This is a genomic window from Paenibacillus sp. UNC496MF (assembly GCF_900113915.1).
Lineage (GTDB): Bacteria > Bacillota > Bacilli > Paenibacillales > Paenibacillaceae > Paenibacillus_Z > Paenibacillus_Z artemisiicola.
Genome location: NZ_FORE01000008.1, coordinates 161,485 through 183,044, shown reverse-complemented (window position 1 = coordinate 183,044; position 21,560 = coordinate 161,485). Strand labels below are relative to the sequence as shown.

The window sequence follows — 21,560 nt, the reverse complement described above, 5'->3', positions numbered from 1 at the left end:
GCCGGCGATTTTACCCCGGCGCGAAAAGGCGGTAAAATGTAGGTTGCGGATCGGAATGACGGCAGAAGGTATGTTGACGCGCCGACGGGCGCGTAATTTTAGACGATTGCGAGGAATGCGGGATGAATCAAGAAACGATGGAGCTGTTCCGGACGCTGACGGATTTCCAGGCGGCGCCGGGATTCGAGCGGGAGCTGCGGCGCTTCGTGCGCGGCGAGATGGAGAAGTACACGAACGAGATCGCGCAGGACCGGCTGGGCAGCATTTTCGGCGTGCTGCGCGGCGACGAGAGCGGTCCGGTCATCATGGCCGCGGGCCACATGGACGAGGTCGGATTCCTCATTAACGGCATTACCGAAAACGGGATGCTGAAATTCCAGACGCTCGGCGGCTGGTTCAGCCAAGTGCTGCCGGCGCAGCGGGTCCAGGTGATGACGGACAACGGGCCGCTCGCCGGCATCATCGGCACGACGCCGGTCCATCTGCTCGACGAGGCCTCGCGCGGCAAGCCGCTCGACGTGAAGGGGATGTACATCGACATCGGCGCCGACAGCAAGGCGCACGCGCAGGAGCTTGGCATCCGCATCGGCCTTCAGGCGGTGCCCCACTGCCCGTTCACGCCGCTCGCGAACCCGAAGAAAATCATGGCCAAAGCGTGGGATAACCGCTACGGCGTCGGCCTCGCCATCGAGCTGCTGAAGGAGCTGCAGGGCAAGCAGCTGCCGAACGTGCTGTATGCGGGAGCGACGGTTCAGGAGGAGCTCGGCCTGCGCGGCGCCCGGACCAGCTCGAACATGATCAAGCCGGACCTGTTCTTCGCCATGGACGCCAGCGCCGCCAACGACATGAACGGCGACAAGTCGGCTTTCGGGCAAATCGGCCAAGGCGCGCTGCTGCGCATCTACGACCCGACGATGCTGACGCACCGCGGCATGGTGGAGTTCGTGCTCGATACGGCGGAAACCCATAAGATCCCGTACCAATATTTCGTCTCGCCGGGCGGCACGGACGCCGGCGCCGTCCACACGCAGGGCAGCGGCATCCCGTCGACGGTCATCGGCGTCTGCGCGCGCTACATCCACACGTCCGCTTCCGTGCTCCACACGGACGATTACGACGCCGCCAAGGAGCTGCTCGTGAAGCTCGTGGAAAAATGCGACCGCACGACGTACCAGACGATTCTCGACCGCGCCTAACGCGCGCTTCGGCAGCGAAGCGCCTCCGCCAAACGGCGGAGGCGCTTTTCTGCTTTTCGGCTTGCCGGCGCGGCACCGGCGGCGGCGTCTTCCTCCGCCGTTAATACGCCCCGCAAGCTCGTCGCGCCTATCGAATTCGGAGCCGGCCGAAAGGGCGTTTTTCCGGGCTCCGTCCGTAGTCCGCGCGGCTTCGGAACGCGCGTCCAAAGGGCGGTGCGTCGTCCGGCTCGCCTAGGCCTATCCCACTATTTTCATACAAGGAACCTCGAAACATTATTCCCCCTCCCTTCGTCCATAAAGTGAAAGCCCAAGGGAGAAGAGGAAGGTGTTGCACTATGAACGAGTTTCCCGCCAAACATCGAAATGTATCCCGTTCCCGGTCACGATCACGGCTCTTTGCGGCCGTTTTGATAAGCATGGCGCTGATGATGGCGGCAGGCTGCGGCAGCGCGCCGAATCGCGATGACGCGGCGGCGAACTCCGGCTCGGCAGCCGGGGCGGAATCGCCCGTTCCGGCCAAATTCGAAATGGGCCAAGATCCGCTCGCGGCGGCCGGCATCGAGGACCGGCAGGCGTTCCTCGAGGTCTTCCGGACGGTCAAAGCCGCCATCGCCAAGGACGACATGACGGAGGTCGCGAACCACATCCTGTACCCGCTCAAGGTGAACGGCGCCGACGGCAAGCATCGGATCCAGACGAGACGCGACTTCATCGACCAGTACAAATCGATCATGACGAAAGAAGTGCGCGACGCCATCGCGAACCAGGACGAGGAGAGCCTATTCGCCTACAAGCAGGGCGTCATGATCGGCAGCGGCGAGCTGTGGTTCGGCGCAAGCGCCGATTCGGAGCAGGTCATCGGCTTGATCGCCGTGAATCACGACATCGGCCGCAAATAGCCCCGGCAGCGCGGCATTCCGCGCCAGCAGCGCGGCATTCCGCGCCGGCGCGTCCGCCCCGAGCGACAAGCAGCAGCCTTCGGCCGAAGGCTGCTGCTTGTTTGCGTTTCGAGGTTGGAAGTCTATGCCTGATCCCTCGCAAGCGAAGCCACGGCGCTTCGCCTGCGGCAAGGGCCGGATCCGCCTGATCCGGCGGCCTCCGGCCCTTTTTTCGTTTGCGTTATCCGTTACGCCGTTGACCCTCTTTCGTTCGTACGCCTTGTTCGGATCGCGCGCCCTATTCCGTTCATGCGCCGAGTGCCCGTTGATAGGCCAATCTCATAGAGAAGCCAATCTCATAGAGAAGCCAATCTCGCATAAGTCGCCCGCTCCCCCGTCAGCGCGCGCGCTCCAGCACGAGCACCCAATCGTGGAAGACCGGCAGCGAACCGGTCGGCCACGTGCCGCCGGCTTCCGGCACGATGCGCCCAAGGTCGTATTCCTCGCCCGTCGCCGGATCGAACAGGAACGCGCGGTACGGAACGTCCGGCTCCAGCTCCCGCACGGTCAGCCCCGGAAACACCGTATGAATCGGCGCGTAGACGATCCGCACCTCGCCCGGAATGCCCGCCGCGTACGGGCGCGCGTAGACGTCGGCGTCGTCCGGCACGGGATTCAGCCATTCCGGATGCCGCTCGAACCGCCACCAATCGTAGCGCGCGAGCAGCCGCTTGTTGAGGCCGACCTGCTTCGAGCCCGGCAGCGCGGCCGCTTCCTTCCAGAAGACGTGCCCCCACGCGATGCCCGTCGGCGAAGCGCCGTACGGCTGCTCCTCGTCGTTCACCTGCCAGATGCCGTTCGCCCCGTACGTATGGCCGCAGGCGCCGTTCAGCACGCAGTTCCAGAACAGCATCCGCTGCACGTCCGCCAGGCTCGTCCCGCCGATGCCTTCGTAGCAGGCTTCCGCGTTGATGACCGGCGTCTTCGGCTCCCGGGCGACGGCGGCTTGGATGCGGGCGGTCGTGCGCTCGACGGTCAGCATCCCGGAATGGCCGGTCTGGAGCATGTCCAGATCGAGCACCGACGCGTCCTCGACCATCTCGTGGCCGTATTCCGTCGGATGAATCGTCAGCCCGCGCCCGAACGGATCGATCGACCGGATATAGGCCGCCATTTCCGTCCACTCGGCTTTATGCCGCGCCATGTACGCCGCTTTTTTCCCCGCGTCCTTGAACACGTCCCATTGGTAATACGGCATGTTCGCCTCGCCCGCGACGCACCACATGAGCGGATACGCCCCATAGCGGGCCACGAGGTATTCCCAGTGCCGGCGGAGCTTGTCCTTCCCGGCGAAATCCAAATAATAGCCCCAGCAGCCGACGAGGCACGGCATTAGGCCCTGCTCGACCAGGTAGGCGAGCTTGCGGTCCGCCGCGTCGAAGAACGCCGGATTGATCCGCGCGAAGTCCGCTTCCCACGACTGGCCGCCTTCGTTGGCGCCGCGCGCGTCGAACGGCCCCATGTCGGGGTAGAGGCCCGCCACGACCTGCACGGCGGTGAAGCCCTTCGCGACCCGGTCCTCCGCGAGCCACCGAAAATCGTCCGGCCACCGCAGCCGGTCCGTCAGCGACATCCACCACGTGTCCGCCAGCCAGAAGAACGGCGTGCCGTCGGCGTGTTCCAGGCAGGAGCGGCCTTCGGCGGCCCGCACGGCGCCGTGCTTATAGAGCGGATTGTCGCCTTCGTACGCCTCGACGACGACCGTCGCGGCCCGCGCGTCCAAGCCCTCGTCGCGGCGGATCGAGCACTTCGTGATGACGCGGTGCTCGCTGGTCTCGGGCGACGCGTAGCGAATCTTCCACGCGCTGTCGCCGGCCCAGTAGCCGGGCACCCGCAGCGTCTCGCCGCCCGGCGTCGAGACGAACGCTTCGAGCCGGACGTGATTGAACGGATCTTCGTACGCGACGGCGGCTTCGAACGTCAGCTCCGCCACTTCGTTTTGCCGGACTTGCACGGTTGTCATGGGTAATCCTCCCTTTCGGATCGGCCGATCGGCCCGCCTTTACACACGCTTTAATCTCCCGGCGCGCGGATTGAATCAGCGCGGCGCGCCGGCAAGCGAAAAGAGAAGCCCCGGGCGGGCTTCTCTTTTCCCCCGGCCGCGAACGGCCGCCGGCGGCCATGCGCCTTCCGTCATGCGGGCAGGCTTGCCGTCAGTTCGTGTTGCGGACGTTCTTGACCGAGATGCTCAGCACGCCGGCGTCATCGTCGTCCTCGTCCGTATTCGTGATCGTCAACGTCGCGCCCGTCGTCTGCCCGACGCCGGCCTGGAAGGTCAGGCCGCCTTGGCCGTCGAGATCGTGGTTGTCTTCGCTCGTGCCCTCGTACAACGTGCCCTGCACCTCGACGTCGATGGTATTGTTCAGCAGCAGGCGCACGGTGAATTTGTACTCCAGGCGCACCTCGCCGCCCCATTTGTACGTCCGCGTCGCGGTATTGACGAGCTTATCCGGTCCCAGCTCGAGCTCGAAATATTCCGGGCCGGGGTCTTTGATTTCGTCGGATCCGAAGTTCTCCTCGTCGCGGCCCCAAAAGTCGATGAATACCTGCGCGAGCCGGAACCGGTCCGACGGCGGCTGCAGCTGCACGTCCGCGACGAGGTCCTCGGCGTGCAAACCGATATGGACCTGCGCGGCATACAGGTTGCCGTCGATCGTCTTCGACGCGCGAAGCTGATAATCGCCGAGCGGCACGTCCTTGAGCGAATAGCCGCCGTCGCCTCCCGTGAACGCGGATTTGCCGTCGAACACCTGGACCAGCGCCCCGGCGACCGGGGCGCCGTCCGCGTACACATGGCCATGCACGGTTCCGCGGCTCAGCACCTTCTTCCACCGGCTGACCGTGTAGCTCTCGACCCGCGGCTCGCGGTAAATCGCCGGCTCCGCGAAGCCGTACAGCCCGCCGAGCGCCGGACCGTCCCACCACAGCATGTCGTCCGGCGAGACGGCGTCCGCGTCGGTGACGTTTTGCCAGGCCGTGCTGTCTTTGCCGTCGGCGTCGTCGTTGGCGAACGCGTTCAGGAATTGGTTGGCGACGTCGTCCGCGCCGTCGGTCAGAATCTCGCCGAACCAGCCGGCCAGCTCGTACGCCTGGTTGTAGACGGTGTCGTACAGCCAATACGCCGCGTCCGACCGCTCCTGCGCGGAATACGTGTACAGGCCGTCGGGCGTCGTCGGCCGGACCGTCGCCTCGGTCGCGATATCTTCCGGCTCCAGGTCGGTCGGCGTGACCAGCGCCTGGCTCGTTTCGAGATGCGCGCCCCGCGCCTTGGCGTGCATCCAGATGTAGGACGAGCACACGGACGGGTGCGTGCCGGCTGCCCAGCCGGCGTCCGGCCCTTCCGGCTCGCCTTGGCCGATCGTCGGATCGGTGTAGCAGTACCAGCGATAATGATATTTCGGCTTCACGCCCGGCCGTCCCGCGTCGTTGCGCGCGTCCGTCGCGATCGCGTGCAGCGCCGTGCGCACGGCCGGCGTCTCCTGCATCGGGTCCGGCTTCAGGACGAGCGGCGGGATCATGACGAGCTTGTCGTTATGCGTGACCCCGACGGTATGCGGCCCGAACGCGGAGACGGAATACGTCTTGTCGTACTCGGGGTCCGGGAAATCCTCGCCTTCGATGGCATGCTGGACGGTCTGCGTGATCGCCCCGGGCCAGATGTATTTGAGCACGTGCGGGTCGAACCCGTCCGAGCCGGACACGATGCCGACCAGATGGTCCATGAGGCGTTTCTGGCTGCCCGTGCTGTGCGTGATCTCGTCGTAGTTGCGCGTCATGATGCCGGAATGGCTGTACCACTGCGCCGGTCTCACGTTGAGCATCAAGCCGCCGATGATGCCGTCGCCGCCCGGGGACAGGATCACGTCGCCTTTGCGCGCGTTCATCCAGCGGGCCGGCATCGTGACGTCCGTCGTTTCGCTCGTCAGCTGGCAGACCAGCTGGCCCTTCTCGGCTTTCGCCAATTCGTCCTCGGTCAAATTATCCGGATCGCAGATCTGCCCTTCGGCGATCATGCCCGGGAGCGGCGGACCCGAGAGCGCGTGGACGCCGCCCAGGCCGTTCAGCGCGTTGCGCACCGGCGCGTTCGGCAGCGGGCGGACCGCGATGTCCTTCGGCGCGAGCTGCTCCGGCTGCAGCTTGCGGAGTCGGAGGGGCGCCGCTGCCGGCGCTGCGTCCCGCTTTGTCTCGAGCGCCGCTTCGGCCGGCGCGAACACGCTCTGCATGACCTGCATCGCTTTGTCCCGCGACAGCGCGCCGCCGCCGCCGTTCAACGTCCCGAGCGATACGGCGAGCGTGCCCGTCTTCGCGTCGAGCATGGCATGGCCCGCCTGCGAGGCGTCCAGAATCGGATTCGCCGCGGCGTCCAGCTTGCCTTGGACGATCTCCCACGGCCACGGCTTCCGCTCCTGGTTCGGCACCTCCGGCAGCCGGAGGAGCGGCTCCGGCTTCTTGTTCCACTCCGGCACGGGCACGTCGAACGCGACGCCGCAGCGCACGGGATGCGCGCCGGACGTTCCCGCGTACAGCACCGAGAAGCCCTTGACGTCGTAGCGCAGCTCGCCGGCCTGCGGATTGTCCGCGACGAACGGCACGTTGACGCCGATCATCGACTTGGAACGCGGCGCGACGGTGACGGGCTGGCGCAGCGCGACGAACGGGCGCGGCAGCGCGACCCCTTCCGCGTCGTCGGCGTTCGGCGTGACGGAGAAGCGATCCAGCACGATCGGTTCGTCTTCGACGTTATGTACGGTGAACGTGCCGCTCAGCATGTTGTAGCGCTTCCGGGCGAAGAGCTCGGCGGACGTATGCGGGACGACGGTGCCGCCGCGCTTGCAGATGGCGTAGGCGGAATGGATCGTCAGCGTCCGCTTGACGAGGATGCCCGAGGCTTTGGCCCAGCAGCTGACCGTGAATTGGCCGACGCCCGCCGCGTGATCGATGGCGGCGAAATAATCGTGGCTGACCATCGGCGTGCGCGTCGTCGCCTTCGTGCCGTCGCCGAAGTCCCATTCGTATTCCAACGGCGTTGTCGTCGCGGCGCGCTTCAGCGCGTCCTTCACGTCGATCGCCGTCAGGTCGTACACCGCGCCGACCATCCGCCGGGTCGTCGCCTGAGGCGGACGCCGGAGCGGCAGACGCTCCGCCGGCGCGGTCGCGGGCTTGAGACGCGTGTTGACCAGACGCTTCGTTTCCACCTGGCGCAGGGCCTGCGAGTTGGCGAGCATGACGCGGCTCAGCGCGCCTTTGCCGGCGAGCTGCACGGCTGTCGAATCGAGCGCGAACGGTTTGTCGGGACGAGGGGAGACGGTAGGGGCGGTGCCGAGCAGATGAGGCGAGCGGGTGTCGACGGAGGAACCAAGGAAGAGGACGGCGGTGTAGGGGTTCGTCGGCAGCTGGGTGACGCCGATCATGGCGATGTCCTTGCCGTTCTGATAGGAGGCGAACGTAAGCGGTTCGCCGATGACGTCGAGCAGCGCGACCTCGCGGTCCGACTCGCCGTTCGCGGCGCGCGCCCGCACGACGAGCCTGCGCTGGCCGGAAGTCGGGAACTGCAGGTACTGGACCGCCCCCGGCGTCCCGTTGATCGACACCTCGTACGCCCCGCCGATTAATGAATTGTCATGCGTGTCGAAAACTTCGATCTTCACGGATTCCCCGGGTCGGGCGACTGCAGGCTGAAGGGAAACGCGACCGATAATAGTGCCCATAAACGGCCTCCTCTTTTCGTTATCCTTCCTGTCGTGTGCCTGTTGCAGCTTACGCGTGACTGAGCATGGAGAACGACTTCATTATCCGGCAAATGGTGAAAATTACCAATCAGACTTAATGACTATTTGGAGGGTAAGCATTCCGGCTCGGTTCTGTAGCAATTTGTCAGTTCGGCCACGGTGTCGGATCGGCGCGTTCGCGCGGCTTGCCGGGGCGGCGGGACCCGTACGGGCCGCCGCGCTTCGATAGGACGAAGGCGCCCCGCGCCGCAAGACAAAAAGACCGCCCGGACGGCTGTCGCCCGGACGGTCTTCTTCGCGCGCTTCGTGTAATTCAATCCCAATCGTAGCGCTGCTCTTTCCACGGATCGCCGTACATGTTGTACCCGTTCCGCTCCCAGAAGCCCGGCTTGTCGGCCGCCATGAATTCGACGCCCCGCAGCCACTTGGCGCTCTTCCAGAAGTACAGATGCGGCACGACCATGCGCACGGGATAGCCGTGCTCCGGCGAGAGGATCTCGCCGTTATGCTTGATCGCGAAGAACGACGTCTCGCGCAGAAAATCCGCGATCGGCAGGTTCGTCGTCCAGCCGTGTTCCGCGTGCAGCATGACGTATTTCGCTTCCGGCTTCGGCTTCACGTGCGCCGTCACCGCGGCGACGGCGACGCCCTCCCATTCGTTGTCCAGCTTGGACCAGGTCGTCACGCAATGGATGTCGTTCGCGAACGTTCGGCGCGGCAGCTTCATGAACGCGTTGTAGGAGATGCGCGCTTCTTCCTCGACCAGGCCGAACAGGCGCAAATCCCATTTGCTCATATCGCGGTAATACGGAACTTCTCCATGATGAAGGACGGGAAATCCGTTCGTCAGCCGTTGTCCCGGCGGAACTCTCGTCGCGTCCGATGCGTTATTCATCGCCATCACGCTCCTCTAGGGTTAGTGGTTTCCCTTAGATTATTAACCGCCCGGCGTCTTCGTAGTCGCCTTTGCCGCCGGCTTGCCGCTCGCGGCCGCGCTCCGCGCGCTTGCCTCCCCGCTTCCCGCCTTCAGCACGAACGGCCCCGCCGTCAGCGTAAGCGCGAGCAGCGCCGCCCCGACGATGAGCGAGACGCCGTAGCTCTGCAGCCAGAACGGGCCGTCTTCGATCCGCCGGTAGATCCAGCCGCCGAGCAGCGGGCCGACGAAGCCCGTCGCCCCCGTCAGCGCGGAGAACACCGCGACGTACATCGGCCGGTCCGCCTTCGGCGTGTCGCCGATGATGAAGTTGAAGATGAGCAGGTTGTAGCCGCCGAGCCCGACGCCGAGCGCGGCGTTCACGACGATCAGCACGAGCAGCACCGGCAGCAGCTCGATTCCCGTCCACAGGACGCACGACGCGGCGATGATCGGCAGCGCCCACAGCAGCAGCGTCCGCGTCTCGTACCTGGCGTTCAGGTTGCCCCAATAATAATAGCTGAACATCGTCACGATCATCTGCACCGTCGTAATGACCGTGATCCACCACTTGCTCAGGTCCAGCGTCTCGAGCATGACGTAGGAGAACAGCGGAACGGCGATGTTTTGCAGCAGGATGAAGGCCGAGACGAACACCGTCGCTTTCATGTACGCGGCATCCCGCAGCGGCTTCGCGAACAGCGCGGCGGAGCTGGGCGCGGCCGATCGTTCGAACGGCAGATCGGGGTACCGCCACAGCTCGACGGCATTCCAGACGGCGCAGGCCGCGCTTGCGGCGTACAGGATGACGAATCCGGTCCGCTCTTCCAGCTGCTGCAAAATTTGCCCGCCGATCAACAGCGCGACGCTGGCCACCGCCCAATGGATCGTGTTGCGAATGCCGAAGTACCGTCCCCGGATCCGGGCCGGCACCATGTCCGCGACGATGGACGTCCAGAACACCGAGCTCGTCGAGGCGCACGCGAAGGACGTCAGGAACAGGCCGATGAAGACGTCGACCTGCAGCGGCTTCGGCACGAGGAACGGAATGAGGCCCGTCGCCGCCCAGAGCGCCCGGTGCGCGACGGCGAAGCCGAACAGGAGGAGCCTCCGGTTCGTGAAGCGCTGAATGTAGAACGCCGCGACGAGCTGGACGAGATTGGCGAGCGCGGGGATCGCGACGACCAGCCCGACGTCCGACGCCGTCCCGCCCAGATAAACGACGTAGATGGTTAAAATCGGACCGCCCAGCAGGTTGGCGATGATGTTGGCCGGAATGCCTTCGAGGATTAACGTCAGCAATCCCCTCCGCTGATCCGACAGCTTTTTTCGGCGAAAAACCGAGATGACGTGACTCCAAAATGACATGACCGCGAATGACAGCTCCCCGTTGGTTCTCCCGGATGTGGCGTTTCCAAACTTGCGCTTGCGTCGTTAGCCTTGCGTTTCGAAGGCGAGCCGTTTCGACCGTGTTCGAATCCCGCGGCGACGTTTCGAATCTTCCGGTTCAAATCTTGCGGTTAAATCTTGCATTTCGAATCTCGCAGCCTGGAATCTCGCGGCTCAAGTCATTCTTCTCAAGTCTCGCAGCCCGTGGTTTTCCTTCCGAAACCGCGATTATTCAAGCGCTGCCGGCTTCAATCCGCTTCGCCCGCGAGCAGCTCGCCGAGCGTCCTCACCATGACGCCGGTTCCGCCCTTCGTCTCCCAGGCGCGTTCCCGCTCCAGCCAAGCCGTTCCCGCGATGTCGAGGTGCACCCACGGCCGATCTTCGGCGAACGCGCCGATGAACAAGCCGCCGATGCTCGCCGCGCCGTACCGGCTGCCGCCGTTCTTCATGTCCGCCGCCTCGCTGTCGAGCTGCCGGCGGAATTCCGGATACGGCGGCAGCGGCCAGATCCGCTCGCCCGCCTTCTTCGCCGCTTCGATGACCTGCGCCTGCAGCGGCTCGTCGTTCGTGACCGAACCGGTCGCGGTATCGCCGAGCACGACGAGCACGGCGCCCGTCAGCGTCGCCAAGTCGATCAGCTTCGTCGCGCCCTCGCGGATCGCCGTCGTCAGCCCGTCGGCCAGCACGAGCCGGCCCTCGGCGTCCGTGTTGACGATCTCGACCGTCGTGCCGTTCATCATCGTCAGCACGTCCCCGGGCTTGAACGCCCGGTCAGACGGCATGTTCTCCGCCGTCGGCACGACGAAGACGGCGTTGCGCTTCGGCTTCAGCTCCCCGAACAGGCGGACGAGGCCGAGCACGGCGGCCGCGCCGCCCATGTCGGAGATCATCTCTTCCATCCCCGGTCCCTTCTTCAGCGAGATGCCGCCGGTGTCGAACGTGATGCCTTTGCCGACGATGCCCCAACGCTCCGCATCGTCCGGATCGCCGTCGTAACGGATGACGATCATCCGCGGCGGGTTGACGCTGCCCTTGCCGACGGCGATCAAGCCGCCCATTCCCTGAGCCGCCGCGGCCGCCTCGTCGATGATCTCGCAGGCGAAGCCGTACGCGGCCGCGAGCCGCGCCGCTTCGTCGGCCAGCCCGGCCGGGACGAGCGCGTCGCCGGGCAGGTTCGTCAGATCCCGGGCGTACGCCGCGGCTTCGGCGAAGACGAGGCCGCGGCGAATGCCGGCCCCCCACGCCGCGGCCGCGGAAGCGGCGTCCGGCTCGGCGTCCGCCGCGTTCGGAACGAACGCGACGTCCGTAACGGCCGGCTTCCGCTTCGCATCGTCCCGCTTGGCGGTCGTGCGCGCGTACGAGCCGAGCGCGTACCCCTCGGTCAGCGCCTGCGCCGCCCGCGCCGCGGGCACGGCCGGACGGTCCGCTGTCGCTTCCGCCCGCTCCGCGGACGGCGCGCCAAGCTCCGCCGCCGGCAAGCGCCACGGCAGCAGCAGCTCGACCGTGGCCGCCTTCAGCCGCTTCGCCGCTTTCGCCGCGGCCGCCGCCGCGTCGCGCAGGCCGTCCGCCGTCAGGCTCTCCGGCGGCGCGATGCCGACATACACGACGTGCGGCGACGGATACAATCCGAGCGTCGGCAGCGCGAGCGTCTCCTTCGGCTCGGCCTTGAACAGCTCCTTCGCGGCATGCTCCCGCACCGCCTCGTCGAGCGCGGGATGAACCCAGCGGACGCTCCCGTCCGTTCCTTCCTGCAACCGCAGTCCCCGCTTATCGACGAACGCGACGACGACGTCGGCCGGCGCGGCGGCCGCGCCGCGCCCATATGTAAACCGAATGCTCATGGTAATGTACATCCTCCCGTCTCTCGTAGAATTAGCCGCGGATCCATCGCGGGTTCCTTGCCGGTTCATTGCGGATCTTTTATTGGTTCTAGTTCCATGTTTATGAATTGCTTATTCCTTGTTGATTCATTGCTGGTTCCTTGCATACTCATTGCCGATTCATTGTTTTGTCACCGCGGATTCATGGCTAAATGCTACCTGTTCTCCACGAAATCGCTGCTGATTTTCCTAAATAATCGCTGCCGATTCTCCTAATCATCACAGCCGATCAACCACTGAATCGCACCCGGCCATCCCGCCGTCCGCCCGCTCCGCAAGCATGCAAAAAAACCGGGTTTCCCCGGCTTTTCGGCGTTTCGAACCGAGGCTTACCCCGATTCTACTGGTTTATTCCGCCAATGGCAAATAGATATTGAACTCCGTTCCTTCGCCGGTATTGCTGCTCACGCGGATCTTGCCGCCATGGTTCCTCACGATCCGGTAGCTGACCGACAGCCCGAGTCCGGTGCCCGACGCCTTCGTCGTGTAGAACGGGTCGAACAGCCGCGATTTCGTGACGGGATCCATCCCTTTGCCGTTGTCGCGGATCGTGATTTCGGCGTCGCGCCCTTCCCGCTTGGTGATGATGTCGATGCGGCCGCTGCGCTCTTCCTCCAGGTCGCCGATCGCGTCCATCGCGTTGCGCACGATATTCAGCACGACCTGCTTCACCTGCTTCACGTCGATCGAGACCGCCAGCTCCTCGTCGTACGTCTCGAACTGAATCTGGCAGCCTTTCATCAACGCCTCGCTGTCGGACAGCAGAATGACTTCCTTCAGCAGCGAATTGATGCCGACCTTCTGCTTCATCGGCGCGGACGGCTTGGACGAATTCAGGAATTCGTAAATGATGTCGTTCGCGCGGTCGATCTCCGTCAGGATGATCCGGGAATATTCCTCCTTGCCGAGCTGCGTCAGATGCGGCTTCAGCAGCTGAATGAACCCGCGGATCGACGTCAGCGGATTGCGGATCTCGTGCGCGATCGACGCGGCGATCTTCCCGAGCATCGCCAGCTTGTCGTTCTGGTACGCCGTCTGCTCGATCTGCTTGTATTCCGTGACGTCCTTCACGCTGAAAAGATAATCGCCGTCGAGCTGGTCTCCGTAGGTGACCGTCACGAGGAGCACGCGCCCGTTCGTATCGACGAATTCGAGATAGCGGCTGCGCCGGAGAACCGTCTCCTTGTACAGCCGCAAAATGACCCGCTTCGTGCCCTTGCGCAGACGGCTGTGCGTTAAAATATCGAGCAAATTGCAGCCGATGAGCGTCGTGCGCGGGATGTCGAGCAGCTTGGCCATCTGCAGGTTGATGAACGAGAGCATGCCGTCCGCGTCGAAGATCGCGATGCCGCTGTCCATATGCTGCAGCACGTTCTCGTATTTGTTCTTCACCATGCGGAACGAGCGGTGCGAACGCAGCAGCATGTCCCGCATTTCGCTGAAGCGCTGATCCGACGTCTGCTCCGGCTGGACCCGGAACCGGAACGCCACCATCAGCTCGATCAAAAAAATAAAGGAACGGCTGTACAGCCGCAGCGCTTCTTCCGAGTCCACATTGGCGACAAGCATCTGCATGGATTCCTCATGCACCGCAATGATGTCTTCCGGATGGAGATCTTGAAGCTGCTTGCCGATTTCCGTTGCCTCGAACAGGGAAGCTTCGCTTCCGCTGCGAATATATTCCGCCAAGGCGGGGAAGTAGCGCATACGTATTGCCTGCATTATTTACTCCTCTCCTGCCGCACAAATCGGTGGATCGAGGCGCAGTGGAGCGTGAACCCACTTATGAAACGTGATCATGGTTCCCCGGGTGTGATCGTGGCTAAGTTCCATATTGTCAGTCATCTTCTCCATCCACTGCAAATGAATTCGGCTTGGACCTTTGAAATGATCGAATAATCGGACTTCTATTCCGCTTGCGGGTTCGCCTTTGCTGAGACTGAGGGGACGGATCATCATGTGGCCTTTTTCCGAGTAAGAGAAAAGCTTGAGCGCCAATTCCGAAATGGTATAAGCGATTACCGTCTGATCAACAAGACTGAAGCCGATCTGCTGCGCGATTTCCCTGCCTCTTTGACGTGCCAGGATCGCATCCGCCTTATCACGTATATGGAACATCTCCACGTGCATGCCTCGCCTCCGCCCAAAAAAAGTATCCGTGCAGATTCAGAGTTGAGATCGCTTACAGTAATCATAGAGAGAATTCCTAATTTCTGTCAACGGGAAATACTGTCGAAATCCCGCGAGATTGGACGACTCCGAAAATACGGAAAGGGCGTAACGAATGTTAGCGCCCTTTTCGGTCGTCGGAGCCCGGCTTTGACTTTCCGTCGTTGCCGCGATCGTTCCGGTTCGTATTCTTGTTATCTCCGCTCTTGCTTGCTTCGTCGCGGCTGCCGCCGTCCTGATTTTGGTTCTTGCCCCCGCCGTTCTGGCCCGGTTGGCTTCGGTCGCCGCCGTTCCGGTCGTCGTTTCCTTGACCGCCGGACTTGACGGATCCGCCGTTGCCGCGATTGCCGGGCTTGTCCCGTTCGGCATTCGTCCGATCCGCGCCCGATCCCGGCTTGCCGCCGGCGCTTGCCGTAGTAACGCGGCTAGGGCGGCCGTCGGAAGCGTTTTTCGCCTCGTCCTTGCCGCCTTTGCCTTTAGAATTTCCTTTAGAATCGCCGCCGTCTTTCGGCTTCGAAGCGTTCAACGCCGCTTGTGCCGGCTTGCCGCCTCCGCCGCCGGGATTATTGCCCGGGGAATGCTGCGGCGCGCCGATGTTGACGACGCCGCCCTGCAAGCCGCTCGGCTTGTCGGAATCGGAGTTCTTTTTGCCGCCGTTTCCTTGACCGCCGTGCTTGCCGCCTTTATTCGAATCGCCGTCCTTTTGCCCGTTCCGCTCGCGGCGTTCCTTGCGTTTCTCCTGATCCTTCTCGAGCAGGGCGTGCAGCTGCTCCTTCTGCTTCTGCCGGAGCGCCTCCTTCTCGGCTTCCTTCGAGGGAGCCGGCGCGGACGGCTTCGGCCGTTCCGTCTGCTGCTTGGTCGCGGACGGATCCGGCTTCTTGGCGTCGTCGTTCTTTTTGGCGTCCTTGCCGGCGCCCATGACCGCCGCCACGCCGCCCATCGGCTTCGCCGCCTGATGGAGCGACTCCTGCTTGAGCTCCTTGATGGTCACGCGGTACCCTTGGTTTTTGGCCATCAGGTAGAACGCCATTTTGCCGGAGGAAAGCCCGATCTTCGTCGCTTCGTCCCGCACGTCCTGCGGCGCGGACAGCGTCGTGACCTCGATCTTGAGCTGGCGCCCTTTCTCCGTCTTCGCCAGCGACTTGCGCACGGCTTCATCCATATGGGAGGTCAGGCCGATTTCCTCGGCGGGCTTGACGGCGCCGCCGACCGCGACGCTCGTGATGACGACGTCGCCTTCGCCGCTGTTCAAATACGGTCCGGCGCTGATCCGATCCATGATGGCTTCGGTGACCTCAGGCAGCGGCCGGCCTTTGTAGGCGAGCCCTTTGGTCACGTCCGCGCCGTCGGCGTTGATCGCCCGCAGCGATTCCACCCGTTCGTCTTTATTGATGCCGAGCTCGATGCTCGGGTTGACGTCCATCGTCAAATACGCGACTACGTCCGGCTGCTTCGAGACATGCTGGACGAACAGCGGAATGAACAACATGAGCATGATCGCGGCGGCGCCGACGCTGAAGCTGTATAGCTTGCGCGGCCGCCGCAGCCGCCGCTGCTCGGCGAACGTGATTTCATCGCCGACCTGAGGCTTGAGGGCGGTTCGCACTTTACGGAATTGACCGTCCGGCATTAATACGATGACATGCGTGCTGCCGGTCTCCATGACGATTCCACGGCTCATGCTCTCACTCCTTCCGCTGCGGCCAGTTCCCTTCCTGTCGGTTCCGCGGGCTTGATGTACTGCTGTAAATAAGGAAAATCCCCGTTATGTAAAATCGTCAGCGCGATGATGTACTTCCGGTTGCGCTCGATCGTCTTGCGGGATACGCCCGTCAGCTCGCACAGCTCCTTGATGGGCAGCTTCTGCTTCGTCTCGAGCTGGTCGTAAAGCGCGGGATCGCTCGCCAGTCGCCTGCTGATGGCGATGAGCATCTCGCGGGAATCGGCATGCTTCGGCGAAATATCCGGCAGCTCCGCGAACGAAAGGGCGTATTCCTTGAGCCGTTCGTCGTATTCGCCGATTTCCAGCCTGCGGGCGTCCGCTTCCTGCGTCAGCGCGTAGCGGTTCATCGCTTCGTTCGTCTCGATCGGATTGACCGTCGTCGCATCCTCTTCGTCGTCCTGGTCGAACGCGCTGTAAGGCACCGTGCCGAGATGACGGCTCTCTTTGCGGACATAGTCAATAAGCCTGCGCCGGATCACCGTTTCGGCAAAGCCGAGAAACGATTTTCCTGCTTGGCTCGAAAATTGCCCGATCGCTTCGTCGAACGCGGCCAGCGCGACGCTGAATTCGTCCGAGCGCTCCGGGTCGATGTATCGCTTGCAAAAACGGCTCGTCACCTTGGCGATAAAAGGCTGGTACGCCTCGATGAACGCATCGCGCGACGCTTCTCCGCCGCGGATTCGCTCCACCATCTCTTCCGGCGTTACGCGGATGTCTGGGGTGTCTGCGGACGTATCGTGCTTGCCGCCGAAAATGCGTTTGAACAGTACAAGTAACAACCGCTCCACCTCACATGTACAGTTTTCGTTGAATCGTGTTCGCTTGAGGGGGTCGACATTAAGGATTTCTCATAAAATTTCGCATAGAAAAAGCCTCCTTCGACAGGAGGCTGGAATGCTTAACAATATCCTTCGGAGGTTCTTCGCTGCCTTAGCTTGTTGCGGCGTTGGTTGAGCGCGCCGAGGCGCTTCTTCAGCTCGCCCTGCCAGCCTTCGTCGCCGATTTGCTTGGCGAAGCAGAGCAGGTCCAGCGCCATGTCGATTTGATTGCTGACGACGTCCATGGGGTCCTCGTTCTCGTTGTTGACGCAATTCTCGAAGAGCTCCTCGTCCTCTTGCTCCACGTAGTCGACGAAGTCGACCTCGGAGGCGCCGTCGCCATGCGCGTACTCCGCCAGGATTTCGTATTCGTTCTCGATCAGGTAATGAATCTCGACGCGATGACACACCGGGCAGAACAGAATGGGGACATTGTGAATATGCGTGCGAAAATGCTTCAGCGTACCATTCGTGCCGATCATGCTGGCACCGCAGCAAAAGCTCATGCCGGACTCCCTCCTTAACTGCTTAACCTTGTACCGCGCATCTTGAAACCTGATTTAACTTATTCGTCTCCAAAACGCATAATTCCTGCTTGCGCAGTCCGGTTCGGTCCCTGTCAAGTTCCGCCATCCCGCCTCTTACTTGCCAGTATAGCGAAAAACGTCGCATTCGTACATCCGGGACGATAGGCGCAGGCATTGGGACGGATGCCGAAGCATGCAAAAACCCGGGGTCTCGGAAGACCCCGGGTTCTGCGCGTCGCGAGCGATGCTTATTTGGCAACCAGGTGCTTGTCGCCCGGTTTCCAGTTGATCGGGCACAGACCGCCGGATTGCAGAGCTTGCAATACGCGGAGCGTCTCTTCAACGGAACGGCCAACGTCGTTGTGGTTGACGACTTGATATTTGATTTCGCCTTCCGGATCGATGATGAACAGGCCGCGGAGCGCGATGCCTTCTTCTTCGATCAGGACGCCGTAGTCGCGCGCGACGTTCTTCGTGATGTCGGCCGCGAGCGGGAAGTTCAACTGGCCGAGGCCGTTGTCGTTCACAGGCGTGTTGATCCAAGCGCGGTGGCTGTGCTTGCTGTCCACGCTGACGCCGAGGATTTCGGTGTTGAGTTTCGTGAACTCCTCAGCCGCTTGGCTGAGCGCCGTGATTTCGGTCGGGCAAACAAACGTAAAATCGAGCGGGTAGAAGAACAGGACAAGCCATTTGCCTTTGTAATCGGAAAGAGCTGCCGTGCTGAAATCTTGACCGTTGCCGGTTGCGGTCTCCATCTTGAAGTCAGGAGCCGGACGACCAACCAAACGTTCTGCCATGGATAAAACCCTCCTAAAAGATTGAGATGGTATTGAGAATGATACTCATTTGGTGACTACGTCTAGAATCATACCAACTCTTTGGAACGAAGTCAATATTACATTGATTACTTATTTGTAATCATTCTAAATTATTTCGTCATGGCGGCAACGATCAAATCGCCCATCGCCGTCGTGCCGATCGCCTTGCTCTTGTCGACGGCGATGTCTCCCGTGCGGTGGCCGGCGTCCAGGACGGATTTGACCGCGTCCTCGATGGCCTGCGCCGCTTCCGCATAGCCGAACGTCAGGCGGAACATGAGCGCCACGGACAGGATCGTCGCGATCGGGTTGGAGATGCCTTGGCCGGCAATGTCGGGCGCGGACCCGTGCACCGGCTCGTAGAGGCCGAAGCTGCCTTCGCCGAGGGACGCGGAGGACAGCATGCCGATGGAGCCCGTCAGCATCGCCGCTTCGTCGCTGATGATGTCGCCGAACATGTTCTCGGTCACGATGACGTCGAAGCTTGCCGGGCGGCGCAGCAGCTGCATCGCGCAGTTGTCGACGAGCACGTGCTCGAGCTCGACGTCCGGATACTCGGCCGCGATCCGGTTCACGACTTCGCGCCACAGGCGGGACGTCTCGAGCACGTTCGCCTTGTCGACCGAAGCCAGCTTCTTGCGGCGGGTGCGCGCGATTTCGAAGCCTTGGCGGGCGATGCGCTCGACTTCCTTGACGTTGTATACGCACGTGTCGACGGCTTCCTCGCCGTGTTCGCCTTCGCGGCGGAACTTCTCGCCGAAGTAGATGCCCCCGGTCAGCTCGCGCACGACGATGAGGTCCGTGCCTTCAAGCACTTCCGGCTTCAGCGTGGACGCTTCCTTCAGGCAGTCGAACACGTTGGCCGGGCGGATGTTCGAGAACAGGCCGAGCGCTTTGCGGATGCCGAGCAGGCCCGTCTCCGGACGAAGCTCCTTCGGGTTGTTGTCCCATTTCGGGCCGCCGACGGCGCCGAGGAGGACGGCATCGGCGTTTTTGCAGATATCCAGCGTTTCCTGCGGAAGCGGCGAGCCTTTCTCGTCGATCGCAATGCCGCCGAACAGGCCGTGCTCGATCTCGAATTGGTAGCCGAACAGCTCCTCGGTTTTCTTCAGCACTTTCAGCGCTTCGCCGACGACTTCCGGTCCGATGCCGTCACCGGCGATTACTGCGATTTTTTTCACGTCTGCCATGGGGTACGTCTCCTTTATTCAGGACTTCTCAGGCGTCCTCTTGATTATGATTCTCAGTCTTAAACTTAGTTGTACCATAAGAACGCCATGAAGACAAAGATATGAAAGCTATGACTTTTATAGGCTGCGCATATAAGCAGGCGGTCTCGGCGCTTGGATTCCCACGTCGCCCGGCAACATTCAGCTCGGCGCATGGGATTCGTTCATGGACGACGACGGTACGATATTCATCGTCGACCACATGCCGACCAATTCTTACGTTCTTTCTTGACGCACGACGAACGGCGTCACGGTCAACGTTCGTCCGTAATCCGGCCGGAAGCAGGCAAACAGGCAAGAAACCAGCATTGGGGACCGGGACTTATTACGACTACTCCTTTTATTCGACTACTAACCAAGCAAAAGGCGGCCTGTCGCAGGCCGCCTTTGTTGCGTCTATCGCGCGAAAGCCAGGTTATTGCGCAGACGGCCGCACGGCGTCGTCGGCCCGTTCCGGATCCGGCGTCCCCTCCTGCTCCGAATGCCCGGCATCCTGCACCTGCTCCGGATCCGGCGCTGCCTCCCGCTCCTTCGCCGCTTCGTCCAGCTGCTCGCGGTCCCGCCACCGCTGGTTCACGACGGTGATGCCGAAGCAGATGACGCCGAGTACGGCGAACGTCAAGATTTTGTAGAGCGTATCCTCGCCCTTCAGGTCGAGCAGCACCGCTTTCGCCGCCACGGCGACGAGCACGCCGGAACCGAACCAGCGGAACAGGCGTCCGCGGCTGTAGGCGCCCCACAGGAAGAGCAGCAGGGCATAGACCGCCCAGACGACGGACAGGAGCAAGCCGGTCGCGACATGCCAATCGTATTCGTCGGCCGCGTTCGTGATCTGCACGGTCAGCAGGCCGCCGACGACCAGATGCGACAGCAGCGCGTACGCATGGGCCAAGACGTCATTGTCGCTTTCGCGAAGCAGGTTCGCGTAGCGCACGTTCCTCGCGCAGTAGAACCCGATGGCCGCGAGCAGCATCCAATCCGCCGCTCCGCCGTTCAGGAACGGCACGTAGACGCCGAACCAGTCCAACCTTGGCGCGTCCCACGTGACGACGAACCAGTACAGGCCGATCGAGAGCCAGACGAGCGAACCGATCGCCTTCAGCGCGTCGGAGCGCCGTTTCCGTCCGGTGACGATCGCGATCGCCGCGATGCCCGACCAGACGGCGACGCCGATCAGCGGCCGGTATTCGGAGCCGCCGCCCAGCTCGGCCAGCCCGATCAGGAAAGCAAGACCGCCGAACAGCACGTGAGCGTACAACGCGGCTTTTCCCTGCTTGCCGAACTTGGCGACGAGCACGCTCATGCCCATGTAGAGCAGGCCGATGGCCAGCAGAAGCAGCGTCACCGACGAGCTGCTGCCGAGCAGCGCCGGCGCCCAGAGGCAGAAGACGACCGTATTCGCGAAGCTGGCGTACAGGTTCCAGCCCGCGAAGCCGCATTTTTCCCGCCATGCCGCGACGTAGAATGCGATCGCGTAGAAGACGAAGGCCGCGGAGGCGTAGAGCATCGGCCGGGTAAGCCAGCCGTGATCCGCATACGTAAAGTTCATATAATAGACGGCGTACAGCAGCCACGTCGCCGCGAACGCGCCGATTCTCGCTTCGAGCCACGACTTGGCGACGCTGATGGCGAAGTAGGCGGCATTCACCACGAGCAAGTAGAGGAACAGCGCGAATACGTGATCCGCATCCGGCCGCAGCGCGAGCGGCGCGAGCAGCGCGCCCGCCAGGCCGAGACCGAGCAGCAGGCGGAGTCCGAAACGGTAGGCGTACGCCGTGACGCCGACCGTGACGGCCGTCATCGCGATGAATACGGTCAGCGGCTCCCAGACCGCTTCGTAAACGCCGGCGTACGAGCAGGTCATGTACCAGACCGCCGCTCCCAGGCCGGTCAGAATTTCGCCGAAGCGCCTGCCGTCGCCGCGCTTCGCGAGCGCGATGCCGGCCGCGCCGGCCGCGGCGCCGAGCAGCAGGCCCGCGCCGAGCTTCATGCCGACCGTGATCCAGCCTTGGTCCGCGGAGTACTTGAACAGCGTCGCCAGCGCCGCAAGGAGAAACGCGACGCCGACCAGCGTCGTCCAATGCCTTTTCCACAATTCGTTCATACCGGGCAGCCCCCAATGAAGATGAAGTATTAGGACGTGGTCCTTACTTCACATTGTAGAGGCGCCGCTCCCGGCTCATAAGTACCAACTTTCCCTGGTACCCCCTCGGATGCCCGCCCCGGGGCCG

Annotated in this window: 15 protein-coding genes; 2 read left to right on the top strand and 13 right to left on the bottom strand. The window is 62.9% G+C overall.

Features of this window, described 5'->3' with window-relative positions:
* Positions 1–122 precede the first annotated feature (122 nt).
* Both BMZ79_RS14775 and BMZ79_RS14770 read left to right on the top strand, forming a co-directional pair.
* Positions 123–1,196, top strand: a complete 1,074-nt coding sequence (locus BMZ79_RS14775) for a M42 family metallopeptidase (RefSeq protein ID WP_090641291.1) — start codon at positions 123–125, stop codon at positions 1,194–1,196.
* Between the two features lie 416 nt (positions 1,197–1,612).
* A complete protein-coding gene (locus tag BMZ79_RS14770) occupies positions 1,613–2,095 on the top strand; it encodes a hypothetical protein (RefSeq protein ID WP_090641290.1) in 483 nt (160 codons plus the stop codon).
* A gap of 376 nt (positions 2,096–2,471) precedes the next feature.
* Here BMZ79_RS14770 and BMZ79_RS14765 read toward each other — a convergent pair whose 3' ends face one another.
* The 13 genes from BMZ79_RS14765 to BMZ79_RS14705 all read right to left on the bottom strand — a co-directional run bounded on the left by BMZ79_RS14765 (position 2,472) and on the right by BMZ79_RS14705 (position 21,433).
* The gene (locus BMZ79_RS14765; RefSeq protein ID WP_090641289.1) at positions 2,472–4,097 is read right to left on the bottom strand and encodes a glycoside hydrolase family 140 protein; all 1,626 of its coding nucleotides are present in this window, start codon (positions 4,095–4,097) and stop codon (positions 2,472–2,474) included.
* Positions 4,098–4,287: 190 nt separating this feature from the next.
* Complete coding sequence (locus BMZ79_RS14760; protein ID WP_090641287.1) at positions 4,288–7,782, bottom strand: carboxypeptidase regulatory-like domain-containing protein; 3,495 nt, start codon at positions 7,780–7,782, stop codon at positions 4,288–4,290.
* Positions 7,783–8,176: 394 nt separating this feature from the next.
* Positions 8,177–8,764: a sulfite oxidase-like oxidoreductase gene (locus BMZ79_RS14755; RefSeq protein WP_090641286.1), complete on the bottom strand. Its 588-nt coding sequence runs from the start codon at positions 8,762–8,764 to the stop codon at positions 8,177–8,179.
* A gap of 36 nt (positions 8,765–8,800) precedes the next feature.
* Positions 8,801–10,078 (bottom strand): MFS transporter, encoded by a 1,278-nt coding sequence (locus tag BMZ79_RS14750; protein ID WP_256252748.1) that lies wholly within the window; start codon positions 10,076–10,078, stop codon positions 8,801–8,803.
* A 335-nt stretch (positions 10,079–10,413) separates the two neighbouring features.
* Entirely contained in the window at positions 10,414–12,006 is a 1,593-nt protein-coding gene (locus BMZ79_RS14745; RefSeq protein WP_090641576.1) for a leucyl aminopeptidase, read from the bottom strand.
* 387 nt (positions 12,007–12,393) lie between these two features.
* Positions 12,394–13,767: an ATP-binding protein gene (locus tag BMZ79_RS14740; RefSeq protein WP_090641284.1), complete on the bottom strand. Its 1,374-nt coding sequence runs from the start codon at positions 13,765–13,767 to the stop codon at positions 12,394–12,396.
* A gap of 3 nt (positions 13,768–13,770) precedes the next feature.
* Positions 13,771–14,175: an ATP-binding protein gene (locus BMZ79_RS14735; protein WP_090641283.1), complete on the bottom strand. Its 405-nt coding sequence runs from the start codon at positions 14,173–14,175 to the stop codon at positions 13,771–13,773.
* 157 nt (positions 14,176–14,332) lie between these two features.
* Entirely contained in the window at positions 14,333–15,895 is a 1,563-nt protein-coding gene (locus tag BMZ79_RS14730) for an anti-sigma-I factor RsgI family protein (protein ID WP_090641282.1), read from the bottom strand.
* Positions 15,892–16,716, bottom strand: coding sequence for an RNA polymerase sigma factor SigI (gene sigI, locus BMZ79_RS14725; protein WP_090641574.1), 825 nt, complete (start codon positions 16,714–16,716; stop codon positions 15,892–15,894). The genes BMZ79_RS14730 and sigI overlap by 4 nt, the downstream gene beginning before the upstream one ends.
* A gap of 119 nt (positions 16,717–16,835) precedes the next feature.
* The gene (locus BMZ79_RS14720; protein WP_090641280.1) at positions 16,836–17,261 is read right to left on the bottom strand and encodes a hypothetical protein; all 426 of its coding nucleotides are present in this window, start codon (positions 17,259–17,261) and stop codon (positions 16,836–16,838) included.
* Positions 17,262–17,530: 269 nt separating this feature from the next.
* On the bottom strand, positions 17,531–18,079 hold the full coding sequence (locus BMZ79_RS14715; RefSeq protein ID WP_090641279.1) for a peroxiredoxin: 549 nt from the start codon (positions 18,077–18,079) through the stop codon (positions 17,531–17,533).
* A 131-nt stretch (positions 18,080–18,210) separates the two neighbouring features.
* The gene (gene leuB / locus BMZ79_RS14710; RefSeq protein WP_090641278.1) at positions 18,211–19,290 is read right to left on the bottom strand and encodes a 3-isopropylmalate dehydrogenase; all 1,080 of its coding nucleotides are present in this window, start codon (positions 19,288–19,290) and stop codon (positions 18,211–18,213) included.
* 454 nt (positions 19,291–19,744) lie between these two features.
* The gene (locus tag BMZ79_RS14705) at positions 19,745–21,433 is read right to left on the bottom strand and encodes a DUF2339 domain-containing protein (RefSeq protein ID WP_090641277.1); all 1,689 of its coding nucleotides are present in this window, start codon (positions 21,431–21,433) and stop codon (positions 19,745–19,747) included.
* Positions 21,434–21,560: the final 127 nt, after the last annotated feature.

Bases quoted from the DNA above. Each gene is read 5' to 3' on its own strand.
- leuB (WP_090641278.1), bottom strand. From the start codon at position 19,290: ATGGCAGACGTGAAAAAAATCGCAGTAATCGCCGGTGACGGCATCGGA.
- BMZ79_RS14705 (WP_090641277.1), bottom strand. From the start codon at position 21,433: ATGAACGAATTGTGGAAAAGGCATTGGACGACGCTGGTCGGCGTCGCG.
- BMZ79_RS14765 (WP_090641289.1), bottom strand. From the start codon at position 4,097: ATGACAACCGTGCAAGTCCGGCAAAACGAAGTGGCGGAGCTGACGTTC.
- BMZ79_RS14775 (WP_090641291.1), top strand. From the start codon at position 123: ATGAATCAAGAAACGATGGAGCTGTTCCGGACGCTGACGGATTTCCAG.
- BMZ79_RS14770 (WP_090641290.1), top strand. From the start codon at position 1,613: ATGGCGCTGATGATGGCGGCAGGCTGCGGCAGCGCGCCGAATCGCGAT.
- BMZ79_RS14715 (WP_090641279.1), bottom strand. From the start codon at position 18,079: ATGGCAGAACGTTTGGTTGGTCGTCCGGCTCCTGACTTCAAGATGGAG.
- BMZ79_RS14735 (WP_090641283.1), bottom strand. From the start codon at position 14,175: ATGCACGTGGAGATGTTCCATATACGTGATAAGGCGGATGCGATCCTG.
- BMZ79_RS14755 (WP_090641286.1), bottom strand. From the start codon at position 8,764: ATGGCGATGAATAACGCATCGGACGCGACGAGAGTTCCGCCGGGACAA.
- BMZ79_RS14740 (WP_090641284.1), bottom strand. From the start codon at position 13,767: ATGCAGGCAATACGTATGCGCTACTTCCCCGCCTTGGCGGAATATATT.
- BMZ79_RS14720 (WP_090641280.1), bottom strand. From the start codon at position 17,261: ATGAGCTTTTGCTGCGGTGCCAGCATGATCGGCACGAATGGTACGCTG.
- BMZ79_RS14730 (WP_090641282.1), bottom strand. From the start codon at position 15,895: ATGAGCCGTGGAATCGTCATGGAGACCGGCAGCACGCATGTCATCGTA.
- BMZ79_RS14745 (WP_090641576.1), bottom strand. From the start codon at position 12,006: ATGAGCATTCGGTTTACATATGGGCGCGGCGCGGCCGCCGCGCCGGCC.